Genomic DNA, 26,669 nt, shown 5'->3' with positions numbered 1-26,669 from the left:
TTCTTTTCTTTGATACCGGAAATGGATGGTTCCTCATTGTTAGTGGAATCCTAACTGCAATGGGAGATTCATTGTATTCAGGAACCCTTGATTCATGGTTTGTTGATAAAGCCAAAACGATTGATAGAAATTACCAAATTGATCATGCCTTTTCGTTAACTACATCTATCTCCACAGGGGTGTCCTTGATTACAGGGTTTGTTGGAGCGCAATTTCTCGCTAATATCAACTTGGCGTACCCGATATTAGCCGGCGCAATTCTGCTTCTATGCCCAATTCCGATTGCTTGGCGAGAAAGAAGAATTGAGCAACAAACTCCGGTAAGCATAGAAAATTTCAAAAAGACTATTAGTAATAGAGCAATCACCCTACAAACAATGAAGGATGCCCTCAGTAGTAATAAAAATTTCTTCTGCTACAGTCTGGCATTTTTACCGATAACGTTAATTGTTACTGGTCCGTACAACCAATGGCAGCTATTTTTTCAGCAGGGAATGAAAACTGTCCAAACTGGGTGGATCTTAGTCGGAGTCAACTTGTTGGGAATAGTAGGTGCTTATATCGCCGGTTATCTTTTAAAAGTAAAAAGAACGATGACCCTGTTAGCATTACTCACCATTATCAATGCAGGAACAATCATTTTTGCCGCCAATGTTGGGCTCAAAACTCTAGCAATTATGCTGTTTTGGATTCATGTATTATTCACATCATCTGATGAAGTTGTTCGATATACCATATTACACAAACAGATCAATGGCTCAAAAAGGACAACTTTAATTTCGGTGAATAATACTTTGAATGCAGCAGCAACACTCATTGCGCTTGGGGTTAACGGCTGGTTATCAGATACTTATTCAATTGGAATGGCATGGACAATTACAGCAGTTGTTGGACTTTCTCTTACAGCAGCTGGATATTTCGTGATTTCTCGGATAACGAAACAAAAAGTTGTAGCACCGGAAGCGGATGATTCGTAATTTTCAATCAGATGATTGCTATTCATGGTTGTTTAATGAAACCAAGATTACCTGACTTTGATGAGCTTCACGCTAAAATGACTGACATTTTGTAAACAAGGAGATAAAGATGATTCATAAAGGTCGCTGGACTTGGGGCAGACAGTTACAATGGGGAATATTGCTATTTATGATTTTTGTATTTTCAAATTTCTTCATTTATGACACTTCAGTTTACTTCAAAAGTATATTTAACTTAGTATTCTCCATCATTACCTTTACGATTTTTATAGTGAGTGCCGGGACAACCCAGGCATTAACTAAGAAAATTGAACTAACCAAGTCTGTTCTCATATGGGGAGGCATTTGCATGATTGTCATTATTTTTGATATGGCAATTTACAATATTCCCAAAAATATTTATGTAGTCTTCACATCTCGATACTTTTGGACAAACACGATCTATGCATTATCCGCAGCTATCTTCGAAGAATCAATTTGTAGAGGTTTGTTCCTTTCTTCTTTTCTACAATTAGGGATCTATAGAGGAACCAAATTTAACGTAACCCGATCTGCCATTTATTCTTCATTATTATTTAGTGGCCTACACATCATCAATTTATCATCAGGCTCCGCTAACATGGTCTTCCAGCAAATGTTCTCAGCATTGGCAATTGGAATGCTGTTTGTTGTCGTCCGCATCATAACAAACGGCTTTCTTTGGCCAATCTTAATCCATTTTATTTTGGACTGGGGCCCATTAGTGTCCTATTCATACAGCGGTGATAACGACTGGATCATAACGATCGTCATATTCACAGTCATCTTTTTGATTAGTATAAAAACACTTTCCATCTTTGACCGTCAAATAATGGCGTCTTCAGATTAGGTAATATTTCAACTTGGCTTTTATCCTCAAAAGCTGTTCCATGTATCGAATTAATCGAAAAGAATGACGTCATTACTGAGAATTTAATATCCTCGTAACGACGCCTTTTAATATCCAAAGATTTCTTATAAACGATCGATAAAATGCCACACTCAACCGATCGCACGACAAAAAATGGGCAACAATGGATCTGCCGCTTACTTCAATTCAAACTCCAAAATTTCCGGATTATGATCCGAGTTCTTAAACCCTAAACTTTTCACATGAACTCGATTAATTTTGATGTTATCTGACAGCAGAAATCCATCAATTAAAGACGTGTACGTCTTACCTGGATAATAAGGTGTACCATTAGCTCTAACCGAAGGAACTTTTGCTTCAGCGAGCCCCTGCTTGGCAATTCTGAAGCCTTTTGGTAGTTGGTCTGCCGGGAATGGATGTGTCCAGTTCATCCGTTTGCTGGTTGTCTTGAAAACTTCTGGGCTGTTTCCAAGCATATCATGATTGTAGTCGCCGGCCACCATCACGTAATTACCAGCTTCCCGTTCAATTTTCATTTTAGAGAACAGTTTATCAATTTGAGCTTTGCGGACCTTAGCATTCTTAGTGAAAGCAGACATGTGCAGATTGATGACTGCTAATTGCTTACCGTTATTTACAGGAATGTGGGTCACAGAAATTGCCCGGTCCAAATCCATAAACTTGTTAAAATCAGTATCGATCGGCAGCTGGTAACGTGTGCTGTCAGTGATTTTTGCCTTGGCCAGGGTTAAGAGACCCGATTTGGCCTTACCAATCGGGCGGGTGAGTGGATAAAACAGATAGGGAGAGTCATAATTCTGCGCATATACACTAGAGTAGTCGGTCATCTGATGACGAAGCCATTTAACCTCATTGACGTGGCACGATCGATCACCATTTGTATCTACTTCCTGAAAGAACATCAAAGTCGGATCTTCTTCGGCGACTGCTCGATGAATCCCCGACAGGTCATCCATCACAGACTGTTTACTGAATGCTCGCGAGTATTTGCCCCCATCCATGAAGAACGAATAGTTATCTGGATAGGCAGCGTAGCCGATATTAAACGTCATCGCTTTGTATGGACGGCCAGTTTGTAACAGCTGCGCGTTCCGACTTTCAGGCTTCAGCTTCACATTGTCGGGAATCCGATGGTACGTCAAATACACATACGCAACGTATGCCCCAACAATCACGATCAGCCCGGAAAACAGCAGTAATAATGCTTTTAATAGTCTTTTCATCAGAATACCTCCACACCTAATATCATAGCAAATCTACAGCCGAACAATCCAAAAGTTTTTAGATAAATTGATGCCGGTTACAACGGTTTAATGCTAAACTAAAGATACATTTGTTCATACTTTGGGAGGGGTAAACATGAAAAAATCACATTTTTGGTTTGCACTATTATTTGCTGGAGCTCTTAGTATTGGTGTCGGAACATCTTCGCAAAACGTTTCTGCTAAAACAGTCAATATTTATTTAACCCGTCATGGTCAAACGATGTTTAACGTCAACGGCCGGGGACAAGGCTGGGCGGACAGCCCGCTAACCGATACCGGTGTTTCCGTTGCCCATCAACTTGGCTACGGCTTGTATGGGTTAAAGTTCAAAGCCGCCTACTCCGCTGACAATATGCGGACCTTTAGAACCGCAACTTATGCATTGCAGTCTTCTGGAAACGGCAACTTGAAGGTCAACTGGAATTCAAATCTGCGAGAGGGTGGCTATGGCAGCTTTGAAGGCCAAAAATATGATGACGTCAACAAGGTCACCATGCCATTACTAAGACCAGCAGGGACTTACTCCGGCCCACAGGACTTTAGTAAAGCTCAGCAAGCTTTGGGCAAAGACTTCTGGCCAGCATTACAAGATGCTTACCATGCTGCAGAAACCGTAGATTTTGGTAAATACAGTGACCCAAGCCTACCAGAATCACTGAAAGCCGAAAGCTCAACTCAAGTGATCGATCGAATGAATACTGAATTAACGCTCATTGCGCAAAAGGCTGAGAAAACCGGTGGCAATGTCTTGGTTGTCAGCTCAGGAATGTCAATCCCTGAATGGTTGTCCTCAGAGAAAAACTACACAGTTCCCGGATTCGTGAACTGGGGCAATGAAGCAACCATGAAGGTAACGTATAAGAACGGTCAATTCTACTTCCCATCAAACGTCACAGACAAAACGATCCTTTACACAATCAATAAGGGTGCCGAACTTCAGCAACTACCTAAGAACACATTAAAAGTTAACCGGTTCTATTTGAAGAAAAACAAAGTTTCCGGTACAACTTCAACCGGGGCTTCACTTACACTCAAGAATCCCAAGGGTTCAACATTGAAGAATACGAACGCAAACTCAAACGGAAACTTCACGTTCAAGTTAAGCAAAGCCACTTTGAACAAGCTGAAAACAGGCATGAATCTCAAGCTCACTTCAACTCCAAAGAACGCTGCCAAGTCTTTGGATATGAATTCTGATCAAATTAGTCAAACCGTGTTTAGTAACAAGACTGCTACCGTTAAAGTATTAAAATAATTTGTTGGATAATTAAAGGACGACCAGGAATGGTCGCCCTTTTTGTGTTAAACAGTTATCTTTTTCTTTAAAAACGTGAGTGAAAGCCACAACAGAACCGCACAGCTTGCGCCAATAATGATGTTAATCCACGCAATCGCCGCGATTGGCGTTGCTTCGGCAATCGATACGATCACCATGCCAACACTGCCAAAAATCGTTCCACCCGCACTGTAAAGTGCAGATGCAGACCCATTATCGTTTTCCTCCTGCTTCAAGACCAGATACGTACCAGGTGGTCGAATTGCACTGCTGGCAAGTGTTGCTGGAAATTGGGTGATGGCAAATGCAATTGGACTCATTTGACCGAAAACCAGCACGAGGACTCCGGCAATAATCGAAATGCCAAACGAGGCATAAATGATTTTGAATCGATCAATATACTTGGACAATGGAATATAAACCAACGGCCCAAGCAACATTCCCAGGGCATTAAACGAGAAGAACAGACTAAACATCCTGCTGCTGAGATGGAAAGTGTCTTGGAAAATGTATGACGAAGAGGAAATATACGATAGTGAAACAATCGACATCAGTGAAAAAGTAACCAATAATGCTGTAAATCCAGGATTGAGCAACAGTGCCCCAAGCCGACCAAATGACCTGATGATACTCGTGGTCCCGTTCTCAGCTTGATGAGTTTCTTTAAATATAATGGAACCATAGATCACTGATAGGCCAAGTAAAGCCTGGGCAAAGAAAATCCCCCGCCAAGAGATGAAAGTCAACAGTAATGATCCGATAACCGGCGCAATTGCAGGAGAAATGACGACCATTGATTGGACAATCGCTAACGTGGTTTCCTGCTTGCGACCAACGAAAACGTCTTTGATAACGGCAGTCGCAACCGTCGTGGCAACGCCTCCACCAATCGCCTGGAGAACCCGGAAGATGATAATTTCATAGGCGTTAGTGGCAATGCCACACAAGATGCTGGCAAGCATGTACAATGTCAGACCAATTAATAGAATCGGCCGCCGACCATATCGGTCACTCAACGGTCCCCAAAAAAGCGTTGCAATCGAATAAAACACAAAGAATAGAATCAGTGTCAGATTCATCACGATTTCCGGAACCGCGAAGAACTTAGTCATGTCAGGAAGTGCCGGTAAATACAAGTCCGTCGAAAGCGGCACAAATGCACTTAAAAGAGCCAAAAAGATGATAAAACCGGTGTTGCCCATTCGTGGTTGAACTTTACTATCTGCCATCTTAAGACCCTCTCTTCTCCCATTTCATGTTCACCGCAAACTCACTGGTAACCCTATCCAATTTATGAATAGTCTCGCGAAAACCATTTTTGAGATAAAACTTGTACGCACTTGCGTTTTTCTCATACACAGACAAAGTGAGTTCGGAACGGGTCTGCTTGGCACTTTCCAACAAATGAGAACCAATACCTTGACCTCGGTACTTTGCGGCAACAAACAGACCAGCTATGTAATGACCGTCCATCCCCAAGAACCCAGCAACATGACCATTATCCTCGAAAATAAACATTTCAGCATGCCCAATATCCTGCTTAACCGTGTCATAATAATTCTTCCAATAATTCGGATCAATAAATGAGTGAGCTTCAAGGTTGCCGTCCAACCATATTCGAGCAACTTCATCCAGTTTTGATCCACTGATACCTTTGACATGTTCAATCATGGTCGTTCACTCCAATCCAGTCATGTTATCTTTCATTGTAAAACAAAAATGGCATTCCGAGGTGGAATACCATTTTTGAATCCAAACTATTTAATTACTTTAACGTACTTCGAGTTGCCGGTAATGTAACCACCAGCGATATGATATCTCAAAGTACCATGCTTCGTCACGCTGTTAGCGTGGGAGAAATCATAATTCTTAATTCGGATCTTGGTACCTTTCTTGAAGTAAGCCTGCTTGTTGCGCTTGCTCAAGTTGACATCTTTGTAACGATAGATTGCTTTTTTAACCTTGACATAACGGGCTTGCTTCTGCTTACCCATCGTAACAAGTTTTCGGTTTGCGGTAATATACTTACCGTTCTTCAACACATATCGGGTTGTTAAGTTATGCCTTACAATGCCTTTGACATGGAGAACAGTTCCCTGCTTATAGTTCCTGGATTTGCCAGTCAGATTCTTGTAACGATATGAGTTAACCCCACGTGGATTAATCACCGTTACGGTTGAATGCTTTGTCTGGTAATATACAGGACGGATATAAGCCCACCGAGTTGTGATATAGCCTTTCTTACCACGGTTCTTAGTTAAATGGTTGACATCGCGAACCTTATATCGTAAGTTTCCGTTTGCTGATCGGGCATATCCCGTAACCACAAACATTGGCCGGTAAACTCTTGGCTTTGATGAATATGCCGCCTTACGATCGTGCTTGTTAAAGGTTTTGTTCTTATAGAGATAAATCTTTTTAAGTGAGTAAACAACGGTACCCTTGGCAACAATATTGTTGCCTTGTCCAGGACCGGGAGTTGGCGTTGGGTCAACTGGATTTACCGGTGTAACTGGGTTAACCGGTGTGACAGGAGTAACTGGGGTTACAGGAGTGACAGGAGTAACAGGTGTGACTGAGTCTTTCTTGACGTAAACCTTAACTGGTGAAGCGGTTGTTCCCCACTTTACAGAAGGCTGAATCTGACCACTTCCCAGCTCGCTGGAAGTTGCAACATGGTATCCGGTTGGAACAGTTCCAAATGTCAAAATCTTTGTTAGATCCCAAACGTCACCCTTTCCCGTGGTCTTTGTCGGTTCCAATGTAAAATCGTTGTTAGGGAAAGTTGTTTTACCATCAACGTCTACGAATTCAGCATCTAATTTCGTCAAGTCATCAGGAGTGACATTCAATGTTGCATATTTGGTTGGACCTGAGCCACTCTTGTTATAAGCGTATATGGGGAATGTATAAGATTTGCCAGCTTGAATTTTGTCATAAGCCAGCTCGGTTTGATAATCATAACCATTTGCAAAATCTAGCGTATTGGTTGAATGTGGACTGTTATTATCAGTTGCACTTGCAAAGTTTGAAAGGATCGTATTAACATCATTGAAATCATGATTGTCATCCTTGAACAGCATTTTCCTTGCGGCACTTAGTGTCATGGTTTTATCCCAAACACTCAGGACAGGCACAAAGCCCGCATCAATGGTACTGTTATACATCATTTGGACGGTCATATCATCTGCTTGAGCGCCTTTGGTGTCTGAGTTAGAAACTGTTGACGTTACAGTAAACTTATCTGTTACGGAGTTTGTTTTAACTGCAAATGGAATGTTAATGTTACTCCCCTTGAAAGCACTATTCGAACGAAGATCATGTAAATCAAAGACCAACTTATTAGCATTACTGTTTTTCGTATCATAAGTCCAATATTTTGAATTTAGGGCCTCTGTGTTGTTTCCAAATCCATAGACCTTGGAAGTGGCAGGGCTCAAAAATGGGTTATCCTTCGAATTGGATGTAATTGTCCAAGTCAATTTATCTGGAACATTTGCTTCATCAATTGGTAACGTTATTTGATCCCAAGCGATCGTTGCATTTTGAGTATACCAGTACAGCAAATTCTTCTGGTATGTTGCACCTGCCTCTGGACTAATATATGCATAAAAATTACCCTGATAAGGATCTTCTTTGATATACCCATCTGGAGCCGTTAATCCACCAAGACCGCCAAATATTTGATGACCAATCGCATCGGAGGTACCGCCACCATTGGTCTTCTTATTATCAACTTTTAAAGTTTGCTCATCATGAATCTTTGCGGTTTGACTGCCACGGATATAGTTAATGTTGATTGGGTAACTGACAGAACCTTTACTATTAACATCAGTCGTTGCCGGCTTCAAATAGATGGACACCCCAGCGTTAGCCAAGTCATCATAATCGACACCACTCTTTGCAGTTAATGTAATTGTTGCTGGTGTAACGTCCGAGTTAGTTGAAACTGTGAAAATATCGTTCGAAGAGATCGAGTTGATTTGCAATTGATCTAAGTTAATCCCTGGATTACCAGTACTATCTTTGCCAACGGTAATCTGGATTTGATCACCGGCTTTAATCCCGCCTTTTTCTGCCAGCAATAATTTCATCTGGATTGCTTCATCGCTGTTATAGTCTGTACTACTATTGAGTGTTGTTGAATAATTAAAAATTTTCGAAAGATCCGTATCAGCAGCCTTGGCATTCATGCCATTGGAAAGAGTTCCCAACAGGAACCCGAAGACGCTGATTATCACCACCAAAAATATTTTTCTTATAATCACTTTGTTATTGTTTGTTTGTATGAATAAGTTGTTAGCATTCATATAACTATCCCCCTTAGATCAGCACCTTTATTGTATTATTGTAACGCAAATTATATACTTTGTGTTATCGATTGACTCAATCTTAAGAAACAAAATTTCACAAATTTGTCCGGTTATTCGTCCCATTTTCATGTAAAATAAGTGGTAAATAAGGAGGAACTTATCATGCCAACCAACACAAACAAAGTTTATCTCGCTTCACCCTTTTTCAGTGACGGCCAGAAGGACCGAATCGCCCAAGTCGTGAGCTTATTAAAGCAAAACCCCACAATTGATTCCGATGGCATTTTCATTCCACAGGATCACCAATTCGAATCCGAACCATTCGGTAGCTTCAAGTGGCAGGATGCCGTATTTGCATCGGACATGCGCCAAGTACATAAAGCCGATGTTGTCGTCGCTATCCTGGACTACCAACTTGAGGATGGCTTAACCGAACCTGATTCCGGCACAATCTTTGAAATCGGCTCGGCTCATGAAGCCAACATTCCGGTAATCATGGTTCAATTCGGTGAAAACAGCCAATTAAACTTGATGCTCGCCCGTAGTTACACCGCCTTTTTCAATGGCAAGAACGATATTCAACATATTAAAGACTATGATTTCAATAACCTTGAACAACGCTACACAGAGAAGAAAGTCCTCTAATTAATTTCAGATACAAAAAAGCTAGGCAATTTGCCTAGCTTTTGTTATCTCATGAACGGCCATTACTGGCGATTCCATTTTCAACTCCCAATGACAAATCAGCTTTGTCATCAGCAGGCAAAAGATGAATCGCATGTTTTAACATAAATGGGGCAATCAGTGTTGATAGAATAATGACTAATATTAAGTCTGAATAGTACGAATCGGAGAGCAGTCCGGATGAGAACCCGATTTGAGCGGTAATCAGTCCCATTTCACCCCGGGAAATCATCCCTGAACCGATCATGTAGCTGCTGTTAAGGCTGAACCCGTTCATCAGTGCTCCAATGCCACAGCCAAACAACTTGCTCAAGCAGGCCAGAATCGTCAAAATGCCAACGAACAACAATGAATCGCTAATGTGGGCAAACGACATGTTCAGGCCGATACTGACAAAGAACATTGGAACAAAGACTGCATAACCAATCGGTTCCATATGGTTTTCGATTGTCTCACGATACGGTGTATGGGCAACGGCAATCCCGGCAAAGAACGCACCAACCGCTCCACTCAGGCCAACTGCTTCAGCGATGTAAGCCATCCCCAGACAGATAACCATCGAGGTAATCGTCACACTTGATGCCATCAACAGCCGTTCGCCAATTCTCATCATGTAAGGCACGATCCATTTGACCATCAAATATGTGAGGCCAAAGAAGGCAATCTGTTCAATAAAGATCAAAGCCAAGCTCGTGGATGATCCACCGGTTTTAACCCCTTGAGTACCCATGATGCTGATCATGATTGATAGGAGAATAACGCCAATAATGTCATCAGCTACGGCAGCTCCAAGGATGGTTGCCCCTTCCTTTGTATCCAGTGACTTATAATCCCGCAGAACTTCAACGGAGATTGATACTGAAGTGGCGCTGAAAACAACCCCGATAAAGATTGCTTCCAAAGGTGAGAAGGAGAAGGCCCAACAGGCACCGCCGATCATGACAACTGGGAAGATAACCCCAATGATGGCAACGATGATCGCCGGCCGCAGATATTTTCGCAGCAGCTTGAGATTGCTCTCAAGGCCACCAATGAACATCAGGATAATCACGCCAACCTGCGAGAACAGATTGACCATATTATCGAGATGAATCCATCCGAGCATCGCCGGACCAACGATGATTCCCACCAATATTTGACCAATAACGGATGGGATCCCAATCCGATTCGATAAGTGCCCTGCCAATGTCGTCAATATTAGTAGTAGACAAAGTGCACCAATAAAGGACATACAACGGCCTCCTTTCAACCAAATTTATGTGTTTAACTTCTATTATATGTGTTTAATGTTCTATGTGAATATGTGTTTGTACAAGAATGATTAATCTTTTTCAATTTGAGCAGTTCTGGCACCGCTGAATGCACTAATAAAATGAATTGCCAAGCCAAGTATCAGACCAATGGCGGCAGGCAATAGCCAGTCCATTCCAAGTGATGCACCAGGAAGAAAATCATCTAATTTAAGGATTGTGGTTGCAAAAGCTGATTTTGAAATGATTGTCGGAGCGGACGCAATAGCATCAAGGATTGCTGGAATAATGGTGAAGATGGTAGTCCAGATGTATACACGGCTGTCATGGCCAAACAATGGTGATGAGATTGAAAGAATGATCAAAGTGATAGCCAGTGGGTAAAGGAACATCAGCATTGGTGTTGACCAGGCAATGATTGTGTCAAGACCAAAGTTGGCGATTCCAAATGATAACCCGGTAGCGATGATCAACCAAGTCCGGTATGAAATTGATGGGAACTTCGCATGGAGTGCTTCTGAGAATGAAGTCGAAAGACCAACGGCAGTGGTCAAACAAGTCAGTGTTGCCATCATTGCCAATAGAATTTCACCAGTGATTCCCATGAAGTGGTTGGCGATCTGGTTAAATGCAATCCCACCATCGATTGAAAGTTTGAAGCTGCCAAGGCTGGTAGCACCCAACCAGATAAGGGCGATGTAAATGATTGCTTCAAGACCGATTCCAAGGGCACCGGATTTCATGGTGGTCATTGAAATTTCTTTGGCGCTTGTGGCACCCAGGCTCTTGATTGCAGTAACGATCGCAATTCCAAAGAGCAGACCAGCAATACAATCCATTGTGTTATAACCTTGAAGAAAACCATTAAGAATTGATCCATTTTGATAAGCAGCATCGGTAATCGGTGCCTTTGAAGCTGAACTGATTGGGCTCATGAATGCAAAGGCGAAAATAATAGCAAGTAATGCCAGGAATGCGGGGTTCAAAATTTTACCAATTGAATTAATGATCCCAGTCGGTTTGCGTGAAGCCCAGAAAGTAATGCCGAAGAAAATCAGTGAGTAGATGAACAGCCACATTGGTTGTTGAGCAGTGCTGAGATGACTGGCAAAGGCAATCTGGAATGGTGTTGTCGCAGTCCGTGGCGTTGCGAACAAGGGGCCAAGAGTCGCACAAACCAATACCATGAAGAAAGTGGCATAACGTCTGCCGATTGGTTTGGCAAGATCATAGATTCCGTTACTGTGGGTTACGGCAATCGCAATAATAGCAAGTAATGGTAATAAAGTCCCAGTTAACAGAAAGCCAATTCCGGCAGTAAACCAATGGGCTCCGGCAAGTTGCCCCAAGTGAATTGGGAAGATCAGGTTCCCGGCACCGAAGAACATTCCGAAGAGCATTGAACCGATAATTAGATAATGTTTAAACGATAATTTATTTGATGTTTTTTCCATATTGAGCGCTCCTTATAAATCATATATATTAACCGATTAATGTTGCATTCCAATCTTTCAACCTTAAAGTGCTTGACTCGGCTAATGCCACCTGACTTACTTTGATTTAAAAATATTCTCATTTTGAAGACCTCCTTAATTGCAAATAAAAAACGTCCCTTAAGATCTTGACGATCTTAAGGGACGTTTACACGTGTTACCACCCAAATTTCCGACAGCTTCACAACTATCGACTCACCATGTACGGCCAAATAAGGTTTGGCGATACACTGGCGCTGTAATGGGCGCTCCCAACAAACACTCGCAGACTCGCTCGCATTTGTCGCTCGAAGGTTACTTTCATCGCTTAAACTTTTGAATCGTTCTCACTTACCCGATTCTCCCTGAAAAAGTTCTAAGAGACTACTTTCCTTGTCTTAGCAAATTCTAATGTTTCTGATTGACATAAATACTAATACCATTTTAGATCAATGTCAACTGCTTTTATTATTTAACTAATTTAACACTGTGCTTGGTATAGTCTAAATGCCAGCCTTTAGGCAATGCGTGGTTGGCAAACTTCCCTGAAAGTTTATTGGATTTCAGGATAACCACACCGGATTTGAGACCTTTGACATTTTTGATAACGACTTTACCACCAAGCTTGGCAGTTCCGGAAACTGAGACTTTATCGCTTGAGTTCAGATTCAAAGTTCCCTCCTTGCTTTGAGTGTAATTACCTTTAACAGTCACATTCTTGGAAGACAAAGTCAAGCTACCATCAGTCAGGTTCAAGTTACCGTTACCTAACGCACTGTCGTTTTCGGCAACTAAAGTACCACCTTTCACAGTGGTGCCTCCTTTGTAAGTGTTGTTACCAAGGAGACTGAGTGATCCAGTTCCTTCCTTGGTCAAACCGCCATTACCGGAAATATCGTTCTTCCAGGTATCGGCAGCGTTAAAGCCACCCTTTGAGGCATCCATGTTAACAGTTGTGTCATTCAAGAACTCACCAAATCCATTGGCGGCCTTGAAGAGGTTCAAACGGCCCCAGCCTTCGGTATCGTCAGTCATTGGGTAACCTGATGGCAAGCCGGTGGTGAAGAGAACCTCACGGCGTTGGGTATCATTCAGGTAGGGTAAACGGGTTTGAAGGAGTACTTCAGCGCCCTTTGGTACAACCATTGGCTTGGTGGTGTCACCGATTGGGGAGAAGCCATAAGTCAAACGGTAGGTGTAGTTTTTAAGGTTGGTCTGGTAATCGCTAAATGAGTCTTGTGCCGACTTATCTTCAGCGTTGGCCAAATCTTTTTGAGTATCCTGATATGCTTCACTGATCAATTGTTTGTTATCAGGATCGTTCAATGTTGCGGCGGTCATTGCGGTACCGATGACTCGGCCACCCATAACAGCGAGTGGTGAGTGACGACCGGCAAGGACTCGGTCATAGCCGACTTCTGAGGAACGAGTAATCAATTGCTGATAGCGTTCTGGGAATAAGTAAGCCAATGTTTCACCGGTTTCAAAGGCAGCTGTCGTATGCCCGCTTGGGAAATCATAATCCGTTGCTGAAGCAGCGGCCATCACATTGGTCAAATAAGGATTAACCTTAACCTGATCACTTTGACGATATGGTCGGGTAAACTTGATGTAGGCCTTTGGTGTTCCGGTTCCGGACCATGCAGAGTCTTCTGCAATATCCACTAATTTAACAGCTGATCCAAGAGTTGAATTTTCATCAGCCCACTGCATTGAACTGTATGGAGAACCAGCCGGAAGTGGTGAAGTTGGCACATTATTGAAGTCGGTCTGAGCGTTGGTATCCTTGATAAATGCTGGTGCGTATGGTCCAAAGCCACTAATCAAGTTGTAACGGAGATCTCGTCGATCGGTTAAATATGATCGGTCAATTTCTGCTTGAGATGCGCCATTTGTAATCTGAATTGATTTATCCAAATTTTCCTGCAAAACCGTGGTGTTAGTTTTGGTTCCAGTCGGTGCATCCCAGTATTTCAAGAAAGTATTGTTGAACAATGCTATCGCTGGATTGGTGTCTGGCGTATTGTTGGTTTTAATGTTTTGCTTATACTGATCAACAAAGTACCCATATGATGCAGGCACCGGATTCAACTCACTTGATACATTCGTGTCAGACTTGGCATTTGCTTTGATGCCATTGCTCTGTGAACCTAAAACAGCGGCTCCGGTCAGTGTCAATATAAAGGCACTTTTCAGAACCGTTTTCAATATCGCACTACTATGTTTACTTCCCATGTTAATCCTCCCAATATGAAATTATTTCTATGAAATGCTTATCAGAACAACAAGTATAACCAAAACCACGAACGATATCTCCCATCCCAATTTGGGAGTATGCTTGATTTCGTATAACATTGTTGACATAATTTCACCATCCTTCAGATAGTCCCTGATAACCACTCTTGATTCATCTTTAGTGTACTTTTGCCACGTAAATTAGTCGCAAAGTCTTTGTAAAAAGTCGGTAAATGTTCAGATCTCCCATCCTAAAAAATCATATGAATCTTCAAAAATGCAAATAAAAAACATCACCATTCAGTGATGTTAAAGACAGCTCGTTATTCATTAAAAAACATAGTGACCATTTACACTTTTGCAAACTTATCAAAGAATTCAAACGGGATTAGTTTCGCCATTACCCGATATCCTTTATAGAATGTGCCCGGTGTGTATACGCCGTGACCCATTTCCGCAAACCGAATCGATTTTCTGGTCATTGTTTTCATATCCAAAAATGGCAGTTGATCAATAATCGATTTTTTCTTGTTCTGGTTATCGGACTGGAGGAACAGTTCTGTCCTCATATTGCCCGGACATAGCGCTAAAACATTGATACCCTGAGCTTTGAGCTCTTCTCGCAATGCAATTGACAAAAAGTACAGGTAACTCTTGGTTGCAGCATATACGTCCATCTTTGGTACTGGTGTGTAACTGGTAACCGAACATGTATTGATGATCGAACTTCCACGAGTCATGAAAGGCAGAATCATCCGGGTGATGAGTGTGGGTGCTTCAGCATTTAATTCGACCATCGCTTTTTGTTTAGCAGGAGATTGGCTCGCAAATGCTGCCTTATCAAGCATCCCCGCATTGTTAATTAACAGTTTAACATCTGGATGTTCTTCTTGAATTCGTTCTTCAAACTGGTTTAAATCATCCTGATTGGTTAAGTCCAAAGGGAAAATTTTGAATGATTTTGTGTAATAGTTATCTGCAATTTTTTGAAGCAGTTCCTTACGCCGTGCAATTAACCAGATTTCTTCAATCTCAGACTTGGTGTCGACGACTGCTTCCACAAATTCTTTTCCGAGTCCGGATGATGATCCAGTTATGATAGCAACTTTCATAGTAACGTCCTCCAATTTTATTTGGCTCGCTTAGGGCTTAAAGCGGCAATTCCCTGAACCTTGATCGAGTAGAATAATGGACTCCATGCGTTCCGGCTGACTACAGGCCGTTTACCTTCCGCAATCCGGTCCATCTGCTGCTCATAGTAACTATTCCCAATTGCCGGTCCAACGGCACTGTCCAGCGGTTTAATCCCCGTGGTGAGCCATGGAAGATTAACAGTCGCATAGGTTCCCCTGGCAATTTGGTTTGGCAGATCCGGCATTAATACAAACGGGCGACCGATTCCAACCATACTGGTGTCACCATCTTCAATTGCGTCTTCCATACTTGATTCAGTGCGGAATCCCCCTGTAACAACGATTGGTACATTGACCAAATCTTTGATTTTCTTTGCATAATTAATAAAGAACGCATCGTTACTGTTGGTTGAAGTTCCAGTGGACATTTTGGGACTGGTATAATTCCCACCCGAAATTTCAATCAGGTTAATCCCCAGCTTCTCCATGGTCTTAATCACTTGAAGCGAATCTTCTTCAGTAAAGCCGCCTGTTTGAAAATCACTTGAGTTTATCTTTAACCCGATTGGAAATGACTCTCCCAGTGCCTCTCGCATCCCTTGATAAATCTCGATCAAGAAACGCATTCGGTTGTCCAGTGAGCCACCATATTCATCTGTCCTTTGGTTATCAAGCGGTGAGAGGAACTGGTCAATCAAATACCCATGAGCCCCATGGATTTCGACACCGGTAAAGCCTGCTTTTTTAGCAATGACTGCCGTATTTACAAAACGCTGAACAATTTGAGTGATGCCATCTTTAGTCAATGCCTTGGGCGTATTGAAGACCCGACCATAAACACCTTCAAATCCAACTGCACTGGGAGCAACCGGTTCCTTGGAAAGTGTTCTTGGTGACTGCTTCCCAGGGTGATTGATTTGCATCCAAAGTTGAGTATCGTTTGCCGTTCCAGCCTCTGCCCACTTTTTCAGCGTATCAATATCTCGTTCATCTTCAACGACAACGTTGCCCGGTTCGCCTAAAGCATGGCGGTCAACCATGACATTCCCTGTTAGAAGAAGACCTGCACCACCCTTGGCCCAAGCTTGATACAACTTAATATGATGTTCGTTGGGGTGACCGTTTTTTGCCAGATTTTCGTTCATGGCCGATTTGAAGAAACGGTTCTTGATGGTAGTCCCATTGGACAAGGTAAGTGGTTTTAGTATTTCGAGTTGACTCATAATTTATTCTCCTTTAAAAATAACTAGCTGTTAAATGTCTTGTTTTCGCCGATCAATCCATTCCAAACCTGATTCTTTAAATCTAAAATTGTTGAACTGTCAGGAGATACCGCCGTTTCAACATTTTCACCAATCCAGGAAAAATTGGCCATCATCGACAAGCTCCCTGTCAGTAAAGCAATCTGAGACTGAACGCCGGCTTTGATGAATGTACCGTCTTTTTGGCCGGCTTCCAAAAATTCAGTCAGAGTTGAAATGACCTTACTTCGTAAGTCTTTGCTTTCAGTGTTTAGATCAACGTTGAAAATGTTTTGGTAAATGAAGTGCATTGCTGTCGTGTTATCATCAATCAGTTCAATTGTGATATTGAACAGCCGATCAAAAGTATTTTTCGTTTCTGACTCTTGTTGGATTGAATTACAAATACTGTCCAAAAATTGATTAAGGACATCTTGAAATGCCACATTGAGGATGGCCTGCTTATTGTCAAAATAATGATAAATCGATCCAACACTCACGCGGGCACCCTTGGCAATTGAAGGAACATTACTCGCCGCGTAGCCTGTAGTGGCAAAGATTTGGATAGCAGCACAAATGATATCTTGTTTTTTATCAGGTGATTTTTTCATAAACTCCTCCACATTTTTCATATCGAATGAACGTTCATTTTAAATATAACAAATATCAATCCCAGTTTCAACCTTTGCCATGAAATCACTCAAATTGACCAAAACAAAAGAAGAGTCAGACAGAACTTAGCGTTCTATCTGACCCTTCTTTGATTTAGAAACAACAATCCACCTTCAGATGATGGCAGTTATCGCCAATTAGATTCGACCTGTTGCCTATTGAAAATTGCCTGCAGATGCTCTGAGTTGATCAGCTCATCACTCTGCATCAGCTTATAAGCACCGACAAAAGTCGAACTAATCAATTCCTTCAACTTTTCTTTTGGAAATACATCCGGGTTCAATAACCACTCATAACTCGCCCAGCCAAAGCCACTGGCTAAGAAGATAATGGTGTAATTTAAATCCCATTCCTGATCCTGCGTAGCGTCTTTTCCGAGACTGCTCTGGTTAAACAAGGCGCCGGTAGCAGAGATCGCTTTTTTAACATTAACTTGAATCATTGATGGAAAGACGACTGTATCGATAGTAGACACCAGCTTAATTCCACGTCGATTCTCACTCATATAATCAATCACTTCTCCGACCGAGTGAACAATAGATTCCATTGGATCAGGTGCATCCTCCCAGCCCTGGAAATATTGATTCATTCCAGAGACATAATTGTCCTCTAATTGGTCGAACAGATCGTAAATATCATGAAAATACGTGTAGAATGTCCGCCGGTTGATGTGAGCTGCTTTGGTAATCTCAGTCACATTGACAAGCTTAAGCATTTCACGACCGTTAGAGATTCGGATCTCTGGCTGCTTTGTGTCTATTTTAGTTTCCATCACTTCGATAAAAGCGTGATAGATTGATTGTTTCATTGTGATGTTTTGAAACATATTCCTTCCCCCTAGCGGAAGCCCCCGAACATAATCCTTATTATTGAATTAGTATACCTTAATATACCCCATTATGGGTAATTAATGTAGGTACGGGAAAGCAACCCCCGGCAAAACCGGTGGTTGCTATCCTAAGGATTACATCGTAAGCTTCCAATTAAATTAATATTGACTAATTCATTGAAAACTTGCGACGATGAGAAATCCAGACATAACCAAGCAAATCAATCAACATTAAGAATAATCCTAATATGACAGTCAAAACTTGATTACCATCATTCTCATTTGTTTGAGGCAACTTCTTTTGAGCATTCAATCCAGTCGCATTAGTCATGGATTTTGGTGCATACAAACCTGACGTTGGCGTTGTCAGACCGGATGCACTTGGTTTACTTGACTGAGCAGGTACTGAATTTGTCGAACTATTACCATTTCCATTATAACCATTGTTAGTTGATGGTGTTGAAGGGGTTTGGCTGTTCCCTCCAACATTATTACCACCTGTTGAAGGGACTTGGCTAGTTCCTCCGTTATTTGTGGATCCATTTGGCAGCCCAGGAATATTCACCGTACCATCCGGAATAACCGGAGAACTCGGAATAGTTGAGATGTTAATGGTTCCAGTGTTTTTAGTACCACCGAAAATCAATGAACCTAATCCGATCAGGATTCCGATTCCAATAATTGGAATAATCAGCGGAATTAAGATCGAAATGATGAATGGAATACCAATCAGAATTGGCAGCAATCCAATCAAACCGATGAGAACTGGCAATCCCCATACGATGATCGGAAGTATCAATAAGATTGGGATTAAGATTGGCAGGATTACCGGAAGTAATGCAGCCAAGATAATCGGTAACAGAATTGGGAGAAGTGCACCTAACAATAGTGGAATTATCAAAGGAATGATAATTGGCAGAATGATTGGTACAATAATGACTTTATTTCCGCTAAGGAGCAACTGAATCAATCCTGGCAAGATTGAACCAAGCAACTTGAAAAGCAGATCAACGCCATTCCCAATTGTGTTCAAAATACTCATCAGAGGAATCAATGCTAATAATAACGGCAAACCGTTAATATTAATATTGATGTTGATATTATTATTGTTGTTCTTGTTCAGCAATCCACCAAGAATTGCACCAAGCAACCCTCCAAGGAATGGAAGCAGGAAGCTTAACAGACCGTTTGTTACCAAGTTATTCAATAGACTACCAAGCAATAAGCCAAGTAATGGAAGAAGAACTAATGGTAATAAACCACTGACAAGCTTGGAAATTCCGTTCTGAATGAACCCTGTGATAATAAGTGGTAACAAACCGCCAAGGATCAATGGAAGTACCAGGTTATTCAAGAGTGAACCAGCGAGCGTCTTAATCAGAAGATATCCAATTAATAAGCTGGTGCCGAAGTTAAGAACATTTTGTGCAGTTTGGATAATTGAATCCAACAAGTTATTAAGCCAATCCGGAACGGAAATTTCTGGAAGCAAGCCGGCTAATAATGCCAGTATCACAGTTACCATTCCAAACTTCCATACATTAACCAATTGATTAATTAATTCTGAAAGCCCATCGATCAATTGATCAGTCAAAGTAGAAATAACTGAAGTGATCGAGTCGATTAACTCAACGAGGTTGTTGAGGCCGTTAAGGATACCGTTCAAGGTATTGGTAAGCAATCCAGTTGCGATAGCCTTAATAGCGTTGATGATTGGAGAAATAAGCAAACCTGCAATTCCAGAAATCAATCCAGGAATTGTGTTCAAGAAGCTGATGAACTGGGTTGCAGCATTAATAAGTGTATTAAGAAGCAATCCTGGAATGCCAGCAGTGATGGCGTTCAAGATGGCCAGTGGATAAGTCAATAACTTAACCAAACCAGCTAATAATGATCCGGCAACATTTGCAATCAAATCGTTCAAAAGCAATTGAAGTGGTAATAATACATTGTTATTGAAGAAGTTGATCACTGGAACAACCACGTTGGAAATGAGATTTCCAATACCTGTGAGAAGTGGTAATCCGATCCAAAGTGGAGCTGTAATCAAGAGTAATGGTAAGGTAAATGCACTTTGTAATGCGGTGTTGATGAAGTTCAAGAATTCAAGAACAGGCATAACCAAGCCAACCAAACCACCAATTATTTGAGGAACAATGAGATTGGTCAAAATCCCAGGAATAATTGTACTAATCAGACTTCCTACGAAGTTTGGAATGCCATTAATCAAATTCATTAATGGAAGCAATCCCATGTAAGTAAGAACTCCGAGAATTGTACTCAAGATTGGGGTTACAAATTGTTTGATCGCATTACTCAAATTCTTAGTGTTGGCATCGTAAATCCAACCCAAGATTGTGAGTGGCAGCTTATTCAATGCGTTTGCAGCTGCGGAAACAGCTAATACCAATGATCCAAGTGGATTAATGACAGCAAGACCAATCATCAAAGCGTTAAGCGGCAATGTAAGCAATCCAGTGATGAATCGTTTGATGCCATTTAATACCTTGGTAAGGAAACTGACAGTGTTACCAATCAAGCTGGAAAGTGCATTGGTAAGCCACAAAACAGTTGGCAAACTACTGAAGATGAAACCAATTTGGTTTCCGGCCATCGTCAATAACAATGTTGGTAAGAAGCCAAGTGAGGTAATCAATGGTACAACAAGTCCCAAGATAGCCTTGGCAATTGAAGGAACCAATTGATTAATTAAGTTGGCCAATGGAATCTCTACCAAGAACATGAACGCAGGAGTTACCAACAACTTCAAGCCTGTAAGGGCTGAGCTGAGGAACAACGGTGTCAAGAGTCCGTTGATTACGTTAGCCAACAAGGTTGGTACTGTAATCAGCGCCTTGAAGAGATCGAGCACTGCATTATTGATGCCGACAAGTCCGAATGCGCCAAGTGTCATAATGAGAGAGGCACCGTTTGAAATGAGTCCCTTCAGGAATGTGACGAAATTATTGGCATCCTGGAATGGTTTGATGATCTTTGTGATAAGAGAACCTAATGAATTGAAGGCACCCAGGCCACCAAGAATCAAACCGAGGATCGTAGCAATTGGACTTGATTTGAAGAGATTGTTCAAACCGTTGAAGAATGTCTTGATTAATCCCTTAATCCACTCAATTGGAGCAGTGAGGGTATTGTAAAGCCATCCGATCAAACTGTTCAAACCTTTAAGCAAAGGTATTACGATTGGCAATAATGGGGAATTGAATAATCCAGAAATCAGATTACCCAAAATGTTCAATAACGTTGGAACAAGGTGACCAATCAATGATGCTAATGCATTGTTAACAAGATTGGTGATGATTGATCCAATTGTCATTGGCAATCCCAATAATAATGTCAATGGTAAGAGCAACATGCTGATTCCCGCAGTCAGTGGGTTCAACAACCCAAGAAGCTGAGGAAGCAACAAACCGAATACATAGAACAAACTGTTTGGTAAGTTCTCAAAGAAGCTTTGAACTCCGTAGATGAACTTAAGAATGTTTGTTAACAAACCACTGAACAATTGATTTGCAATAAAGTTAATCAATGCAGTGATTGGCGACAAGATCAAGTTAATCAAGCCCTTAAGAATGTTTCCAACAATGTTCTTCAGGGTATTGAACAATCCAGTGATTCCTGTAATTGCAGGAATGAAGAATGCCAATCCGGAAAGAAGCAAGCTGAGTACTTTGCCCAAGAATGATTGATTCAGCAAGTTCTGCAAAATTCCAAGAGCAGTACCATAAATCAGACTGCCTGCAAGTTTGAAGAGTCCTTGCAATCCATTCAAGAAGCTTATTGCATTTCTTACGAGTGAACCAATGGCGTTCGCAATTGTCAATGGAAGGAAGATTCCATTCAATGAGTTTTGCAGCCAGTTGGTAAATGCGAATAACTTGGTGATGCCGTTAATCAAGTTTGTAATCGGTGAAATCAACAGCTTGAATACATTAGCTAATAATCCAGCCAATCCAGATACAAGGTTAGAAATGATGTTTCTGATCAAATCAGAGAAACCATTCTTAATCAACGTTCCAACAAATGAAAGAACAGCGTTAGCAAATTTACTCAACTGACTGAGTCCATTCATTACTGGAATAACAAGCCAAATTGGAGCTGTAACGATTAACAAAAGTGTATCGATAGCGTTGTGGATAAGATCACCGATGAATTGTGCAATGGAGCTGATCGTCATGATGGCTTTCAAAAGTCCGGAGATGATAGTTGGAACAACTTTATTGAGTCCATTCAAGAAGTTGATATTCTTCAACAATAAGCTGATGAATTCAAGTGGGTTGCTGCCAAATACGATACCAGGCAAAATCAAACCAAATGTGATCAATGTCCCTAGTCCTTTACTCAATGCCCGAACAATATTGACTGCCAAAGTTGACAACAACAATGTACCGATAGTATTAAGCAACAATGAGTTAAACCAGTTCTGTGCTGCGCTGAAGATTAAGTCAGGCACAAATGCCAACCACTTAAGTCCAAGCGGCAACAACAACCATGAACCAATCTGCCCAAGAAGACCAGGCAAGTTTGCGATCCACTTAAGACTTGAAGGAATCAACAAACCTTTGATAATTGAACCCAGAATAGCCGGAACCAGCAATCCGAAGATTGGTAATCCTTGTACTCCGAGGTTAATTGCATTGGATAAGAGGCCTGGCAACAAAGTGCCAAGAACTGCCAATGCAACTGCCGGCAACCACTGAGCAATGTTATTACTCAACAGTGCCAACGGAATTGCAACGAGTAAACGTCCAAATGTGTTACCAGGAAGTGAAAGAACCAAGTTAACCAGAAGAGCAATTGGTCCAATGAACCTCAAAATTGATGAAGTCAATGCACTTGCAAGCAACGGTACAAGGATGTTATTGAACAACCACTGGAACGGAGCAGCAACAGCTTTTTGAATGAATTGGTTTACCAGTCCAAGAACACCAAGTGCTCCTGGTGCAATAGCAAATCCAACAAGCAAATCGCCTAAGTGCTTAATTCCTCTAATGAAGTAGGTAAATGTCGAACCAATCTTCATCAAACCTTGAACGATTCCTTTCAGAACCAGAGGAACGATTTGACTGGTAGTCCACATCTTACCAACATTCGAGATGATGGTTCCAATGGAGTTAAGTGGGTTGCTGCCGAAGATGATGTATCCAAGTCCGGCTAAGTTCAACAATAATTGACCAAGCTTGCTTGTAATCAAGTGAGTAAGATCAGCTACTGCTTTAGAAATTAACGAGGAAACCAATGAACCTAATGCAAGGCCAATCAGCCACAACGTTTGCAATCCCTTTAGAACACTGGTTACTGAATTTACAATATTTTGCAATATCTTATTCAGTGCCGTTTGTGAATTGATTGTATCAATTATTGACTTCAAAACTGTGAATATGCCTTTAATTGGGCTCAACACAAGATTGAGAAGACTCAATGCCAAGAAGGCAACAATTGGGGCAATTGTATTAACGATTGAGTTGATGATTGGTTGAATGAACAAGTCATATGGCAAGCCAGTAATTGACTTGAATACAGTACTTAATCCATTCAAGAACATGGTACTCAATTGACTGCTCAAAGTTGGAATCAAAATATCTGGTAAAGCAATCAGAAGTAACTGACCTGCTTTTGCGAGAACATTGAGGAAACTTGAAAGCAGAGTAGGAATTTCGGTAAATATAGCATTCAGAATATTGTTAATCAAGGTTGAAGCAAGCTTACCAAGAAGTGTCCAAATATTCTTTGAAAGAGCTGAAGCTACGTTTGCCAACAATGCGATCAGACCACCGATTACCGGCAAAGTTAATAACAACTTGACGATAGGTGAAATGATTGATGAAAGAATTGGTGATAAGAGTAATCCAAGACCTGCAAGAATTAGTGAAGCGATTGGGATAAGAATCATGTTGCCAAGACTCTTAAGCAAATCACCGATTCTTGAAGCAATTCCCAGCAAAGATCCGAGTGCATCAGGAAGGAAGCTGAATGCCAACAAGACGTTGACAATTGGGATTGGCAATAACAACGATCCAATCAATCCGAGGATTGGTAAGACGGTGCCAATCAAGTCACCTAAGCCTTTAAGAAGCAACAGAAGCGGTGCAGCTAGTGGTCCAAGAATATCGGATGCAAGCTGTATTACCTTATCAAACATGTTCGTAATCCATGAACCGCCATTAATCAAGCTTTGTACGAAACTAAGCAATGATTTAAGGAGTCCATTGTTTACTGCGAGTGATTTAAGCAAGTTGATAATACCGTTCGTCAAACCAGTTGCAATCAAGTTCAGAATATCAGAAACAAGGTTCAATAATCCTGAAAGTGCGTTCAACAGGTATGGCAATGCTGCAGCGATTGCTAAGATAGCAAGTGGTGTTAATAAGCTGGCCAATGCATTGATAATGCTGCCACTTAACAATAATGCCAGAAGTGGAATAGCCAACAATAACAACGGCATACTCAACAATCTAAGAGCAGTAGTAATGATATTAGCAATTGTACTGATTGCAAGGAATGGAAGAACCACATTCTTGATAAAGTCGAAGAACATCTTAAGCGGAGTGGTTAAGAGATCAATTAACGATCCAACTAACTCAAATCCTGCGGCTGCAATTCCAATTAATCGAACTAAGTTCAAAATTGGAAGAACAAGCTGAAGCAAGTTGCTTAAAAGTGATCCAATATTATCAAGAGCAGTCTTAATTCCATTGACAATTGATGAAGCAACGCTGAGACCCAAGGTAACTAATCCATTCAACAACCAATTCAATGGATTGATTGCATTCAAGATATTGGCGATTGAAAGAATTGCCAAAGTATTCAAGATATCTGACAAAAGATTTCCAATACCCAACAAGTTACCAAGTGCACCAAGAATAACTGATGGAATCAATGATCCAAATACTGAACGTAAAAGATCACCGATACCCCAAATTACTGAAAGTGCCACATTGATTCCGGAAGCCAATTGAAGAATTGCCTTCAAAGCGGTAAGCGGAAGTGAAAGGATGGTTTGTAACAATCCTTCCGGCGAGCCAATCAGTTTTGTCAAAAGTGAAACAAGAAGATTATCAAGTGGGAATGAGTTAAACATCTTCACAAGTGCGGAGACGATATCCCCAATGATAGTTGATACAACCCCTGTCAAGGCTTTGACCAAACCAGCGAACAACAGAGTTGGTATCATATTTGGATTTGTTATTGGAATGATTAAGAAGTAAGGAATGATAAGCAGCCCAATAGCAAGTACAACAAGGAATGGTGTAATAAGTGGTAATGCCAATCCAGTAGCAACCAGGAATAAGATTGGACCAATTCCTGAAAGAACCAATGGAACGTTCGATGTCAACCAAGTGGTGAAGTTAAGGACGGTCAAAAGCCCCGTGCCCCAAGCACCAATCAGGAAGGATCCGATATCAGCAATGATTGCTGGAATCCAACCAATAATTGGAATTAAGCCAGTAAAGTGACCAATGATCCATGCTGGATTAGTCATAATCAGCCAGAAGATAAATGTTGGAATGTTGAAGGTACTTGGAAGCCAGTCTTGAGCAAGCATAAATGCTCCCGCAAGAGTTGCAATGAGAGAAACGACTCCAGTCACTGCCAGTCCCAAAGCACCAAGACTTGTAAAGATTGGATCAACAAAGAAACTCGATATCATTCCGAGTCCAAGCTTCAATACAACCCCTGGAAGTGCTGTCAACAAGGCATTTACATCAAGTACCAGCATTGCAACAATTGCAACCATTGTGAGTGTAATTGCGAGCATAGTACCTGCTGGTACACCTAATTCATAAACGAACCAGGTAGGAACATTGATCCCCAAGTTGGCGACAACGCCGAGAACTCCGACGATGACGAATAATCCAACCCAAAGAATGGCAACGGCCCAAAGGGTGAGATTTGGAATCAGCGTGTTGAGAGTATATCCAATCGACAAGCCAATCAAATCAGCAAGTGCACCCAAGATTGAGAACCCTCCAACGAGGCCTAACAATCCGCCTTTCAATATTGTGTTGATACCAATGCCAGCAGCGATCACAAAGGCAACAAATTCCGTAATCGGAAGAGCAACCTTACTGAAGAAGCTGATACCATTGAATACCCAGTTAACCGGGTTGGCCAAGTTGGTGAAAGTACCAATAAAGGTCAAGATCGTTAACGGCTCACTAATATAGAAGAAGGACAGATAGAAGATTGGGTGATTGAACATCGTGTAAAGCAATATCATAAATGCGGTAAAGTCAGCGATCGGATTGACCATCAGCTGCAAGACGATTGGTGCTAAGAACCAAACTAAAGTCAATGTAGCTGCAAGTCCATTAATAATACTACCGAAGAAGCTGGTTACAGCACTGATGATTGGTTGAACAGCGTTAACGAGCGAAACAACCGCTCCGCCGA

General features: G+C 41.4%; 16 protein-coding genes and 1 other annotated feature. Of the genes, 4 read left to right on the top strand and 12 right to left on the bottom strand.

Features of this window, described 5'->3' with window-relative positions:
- The first annotated feature begins 59 nt into the window (after nucleotides 1–59).
- Complete coding sequence (locus FD17_RS13385) at nucleotides 60–977, top strand: MFS transporter (protein ID WP_191983137.1); 918 nt, start codon at nucleotides 60–62, stop codon at nucleotides 975–977.
- A 349-nt stretch (nucleotides 978–1,326) separates the two neighbouring features.
- Nucleotides 1,327–1,845: a CPBP family intramembrane glutamic endopeptidase gene (locus tag FD17_RS09435; RefSeq protein ID WP_162256775.1), complete on the top strand. Its 519-nt coding sequence runs from the start codon at nucleotides 1,327–1,329 to the stop codon at nucleotides 1,843–1,845.
- Between the two features lie 197 nt (nucleotides 1,846–2,042).
- Here the strand turns inward: FD17_RS09435 and FD17_RS09430 are convergent, their stop codons facing one another.
- Nucleotides 2,043–3,110, bottom strand: a complete 1,068-nt coding sequence (locus FD17_RS09430; protein ID WP_057825942.1) for an endonuclease/exonuclease/phosphatase family protein — start codon at nucleotides 3,108–3,110, stop codon at nucleotides 2,043–2,045.
- 136 nt (nucleotides 3,111–3,246) lie between these two features.
- On the opposite strand from FD17_RS09430, the gene FD17_RS09425 reads away from it, so the two are divergent.
- Nucleotides 3,247–4,407, top strand: coding sequence for a histidine phosphatase family protein (locus FD17_RS09425; protein ID WP_057825941.1), 1,161 nt, complete (start codon nucleotides 3,247–3,249; stop codon nucleotides 4,405–4,407).
- Between the two features lie 47 nt (nucleotides 4,408–4,454).
- Here the strand turns inward: FD17_RS09425 and FD17_RS09420 are convergent, their stop codons facing one another.
- From FD17_RS09420 to FD17_RS13445, 3 genes are all read right to left on the bottom strand, one after another.
- Nucleotides 4,455–5,657: an MFS transporter gene (locus FD17_RS09420; protein ID WP_057825940.1), complete on the bottom strand. Its 1,203-nt coding sequence runs from the start codon at nucleotides 5,655–5,657 to the stop codon at nucleotides 4,455–4,457.
- A 1-nt stretch (nucleotide 5,658) separates the two neighbouring features.
- Nucleotides 5,659–6,099, bottom strand: coding sequence for a GNAT family N-acetyltransferase (locus FD17_RS09415; protein WP_057825939.1), 441 nt, complete (start codon nucleotides 6,097–6,099; stop codon nucleotides 5,659–5,661).
- 86 nt (nucleotides 6,100–6,185) lie between these two features.
- Nucleotides 6,186–8,738 (bottom strand): DUF5776 domain-containing protein, encoded by a 2,553-nt coding sequence (locus tag FD17_RS13445; RefSeq protein WP_057825938.1) that lies wholly within the window; start codon nucleotides 8,736–8,738, stop codon nucleotides 6,186–6,188.
- Nucleotides 8,739–8,903: 165 nt separating this feature from the next.
- On the opposite strand from FD17_RS13445, the gene FD17_RS09405 reads away from it, so the two are divergent.
- A complete protein-coding gene (locus FD17_RS09405; protein WP_057825937.1) occupies nucleotides 8,904–9,386 on the top strand; it encodes a nucleoside 2-deoxyribosyltransferase in 483 nt (160 codons plus the stop codon).
- Nucleotides 9,387–9,435: 49 nt separating this feature from the next.
- Here the strand turns inward: FD17_RS09405 and FD17_RS09400 are convergent, their stop codons facing one another.
- The 8 genes from FD17_RS09400 to FD17_RS13235 all read right to left on the bottom strand — a co-directional run bounded on the left by FD17_RS09400 (nucleotide 9,436) and on the right by FD17_RS13235 (nucleotide 26,571).
- Nucleotides 9,436–10,656 (bottom strand): cation:proton antiporter, encoded by a 1,221-nt coding sequence (locus FD17_RS09400; protein ID WP_057825936.1) that lies wholly within the window; start codon nucleotides 10,654–10,656, stop codon nucleotides 9,436–9,438.
- A 90-nt stretch (nucleotides 10,657–10,746) separates the two neighbouring features.
- Complete coding sequence (brnQ, locus tag FD17_RS09395; RefSeq protein ID WP_057825935.1) at nucleotides 10,747–12,129, bottom strand: branched-chain amino acid transport system II carrier protein; 1,383 nt, start codon at nucleotides 12,127–12,129, stop codon at nucleotides 10,747–10,749.
- Nucleotides 12,130–12,305: 176 nt separating this feature from the next.
- Nucleotides 12,306–12,556, bottom strand: a binding site (T-box leader).
- Between the two features lie 59 nt (nucleotides 12,557–12,615).
- Entirely contained in the window at nucleotides 12,616–14,382 is a 1,767-nt protein-coding gene (locus tag FD17_RS09390) for a phosphatase PAP2 family protein (protein ID WP_057825934.1), read from the bottom strand.
- Between the two features lie 350 nt (nucleotides 14,383–14,732).
- Complete coding sequence (locus tag FD17_RS09385) at nucleotides 14,733–15,494, bottom strand: SDR family NAD(P)-dependent oxidoreductase (protein WP_057825933.1); 762 nt, start codon at nucleotides 15,492–15,494, stop codon at nucleotides 14,733–14,735.
- A gap of 17 nt (nucleotides 15,495–15,511) precedes the next feature.
- A complete protein-coding gene (locus FD17_RS09380; protein WP_057825932.1) occupies nucleotides 15,512–16,738 on the bottom strand; it encodes an NADH:flavin oxidoreductase/NADH oxidase family protein in 1,227 nt (408 codons plus the stop codon).
- A gap of 23 nt (nucleotides 16,739–16,761) precedes the next feature.
- A complete protein-coding gene (locus FD17_RS09375) occupies nucleotides 16,762–17,367 on the bottom strand; it encodes a TetR/AcrR family transcriptional regulator (RefSeq protein WP_057825931.1) in 606 nt (201 codons plus the stop codon).
- Between the two features lie 188 nt (nucleotides 17,368–17,555).
- Nucleotides 17,556–18,254, bottom strand: a complete 699-nt coding sequence (locus FD17_RS09370) for a TetR/AcrR family transcriptional regulator (protein ID WP_057825930.1) — start codon at nucleotides 18,252–18,254, stop codon at nucleotides 17,556–17,558.
- Between the two features lie 172 nt (nucleotides 18,255–18,426).
- A complete protein-coding gene (locus tag FD17_RS13235) occupies nucleotides 18,427–26,571 on the bottom strand; it encodes a phage tail family protein (protein ID WP_235803204.1) in 8,145 nt (2,714 codons plus the stop codon).
- Nucleotides 26,572–26,669: the final 98 nt, after the last annotated feature.

This window comes from Lentilactobacillus sunkii DSM 19904, assembly GCF_001435575.1.
Taxonomy (GTDB): domain Bacteria; phylum Bacillota; class Bacilli; order Lactobacillales; family Lactobacillaceae; genus Lentilactobacillus; species Lentilactobacillus sunkii.
The sequence above is the reverse complement of the archived record's forward strand: the minus strand, read 5'-3'. Positions and strand labels throughout refer to the sequence as shown.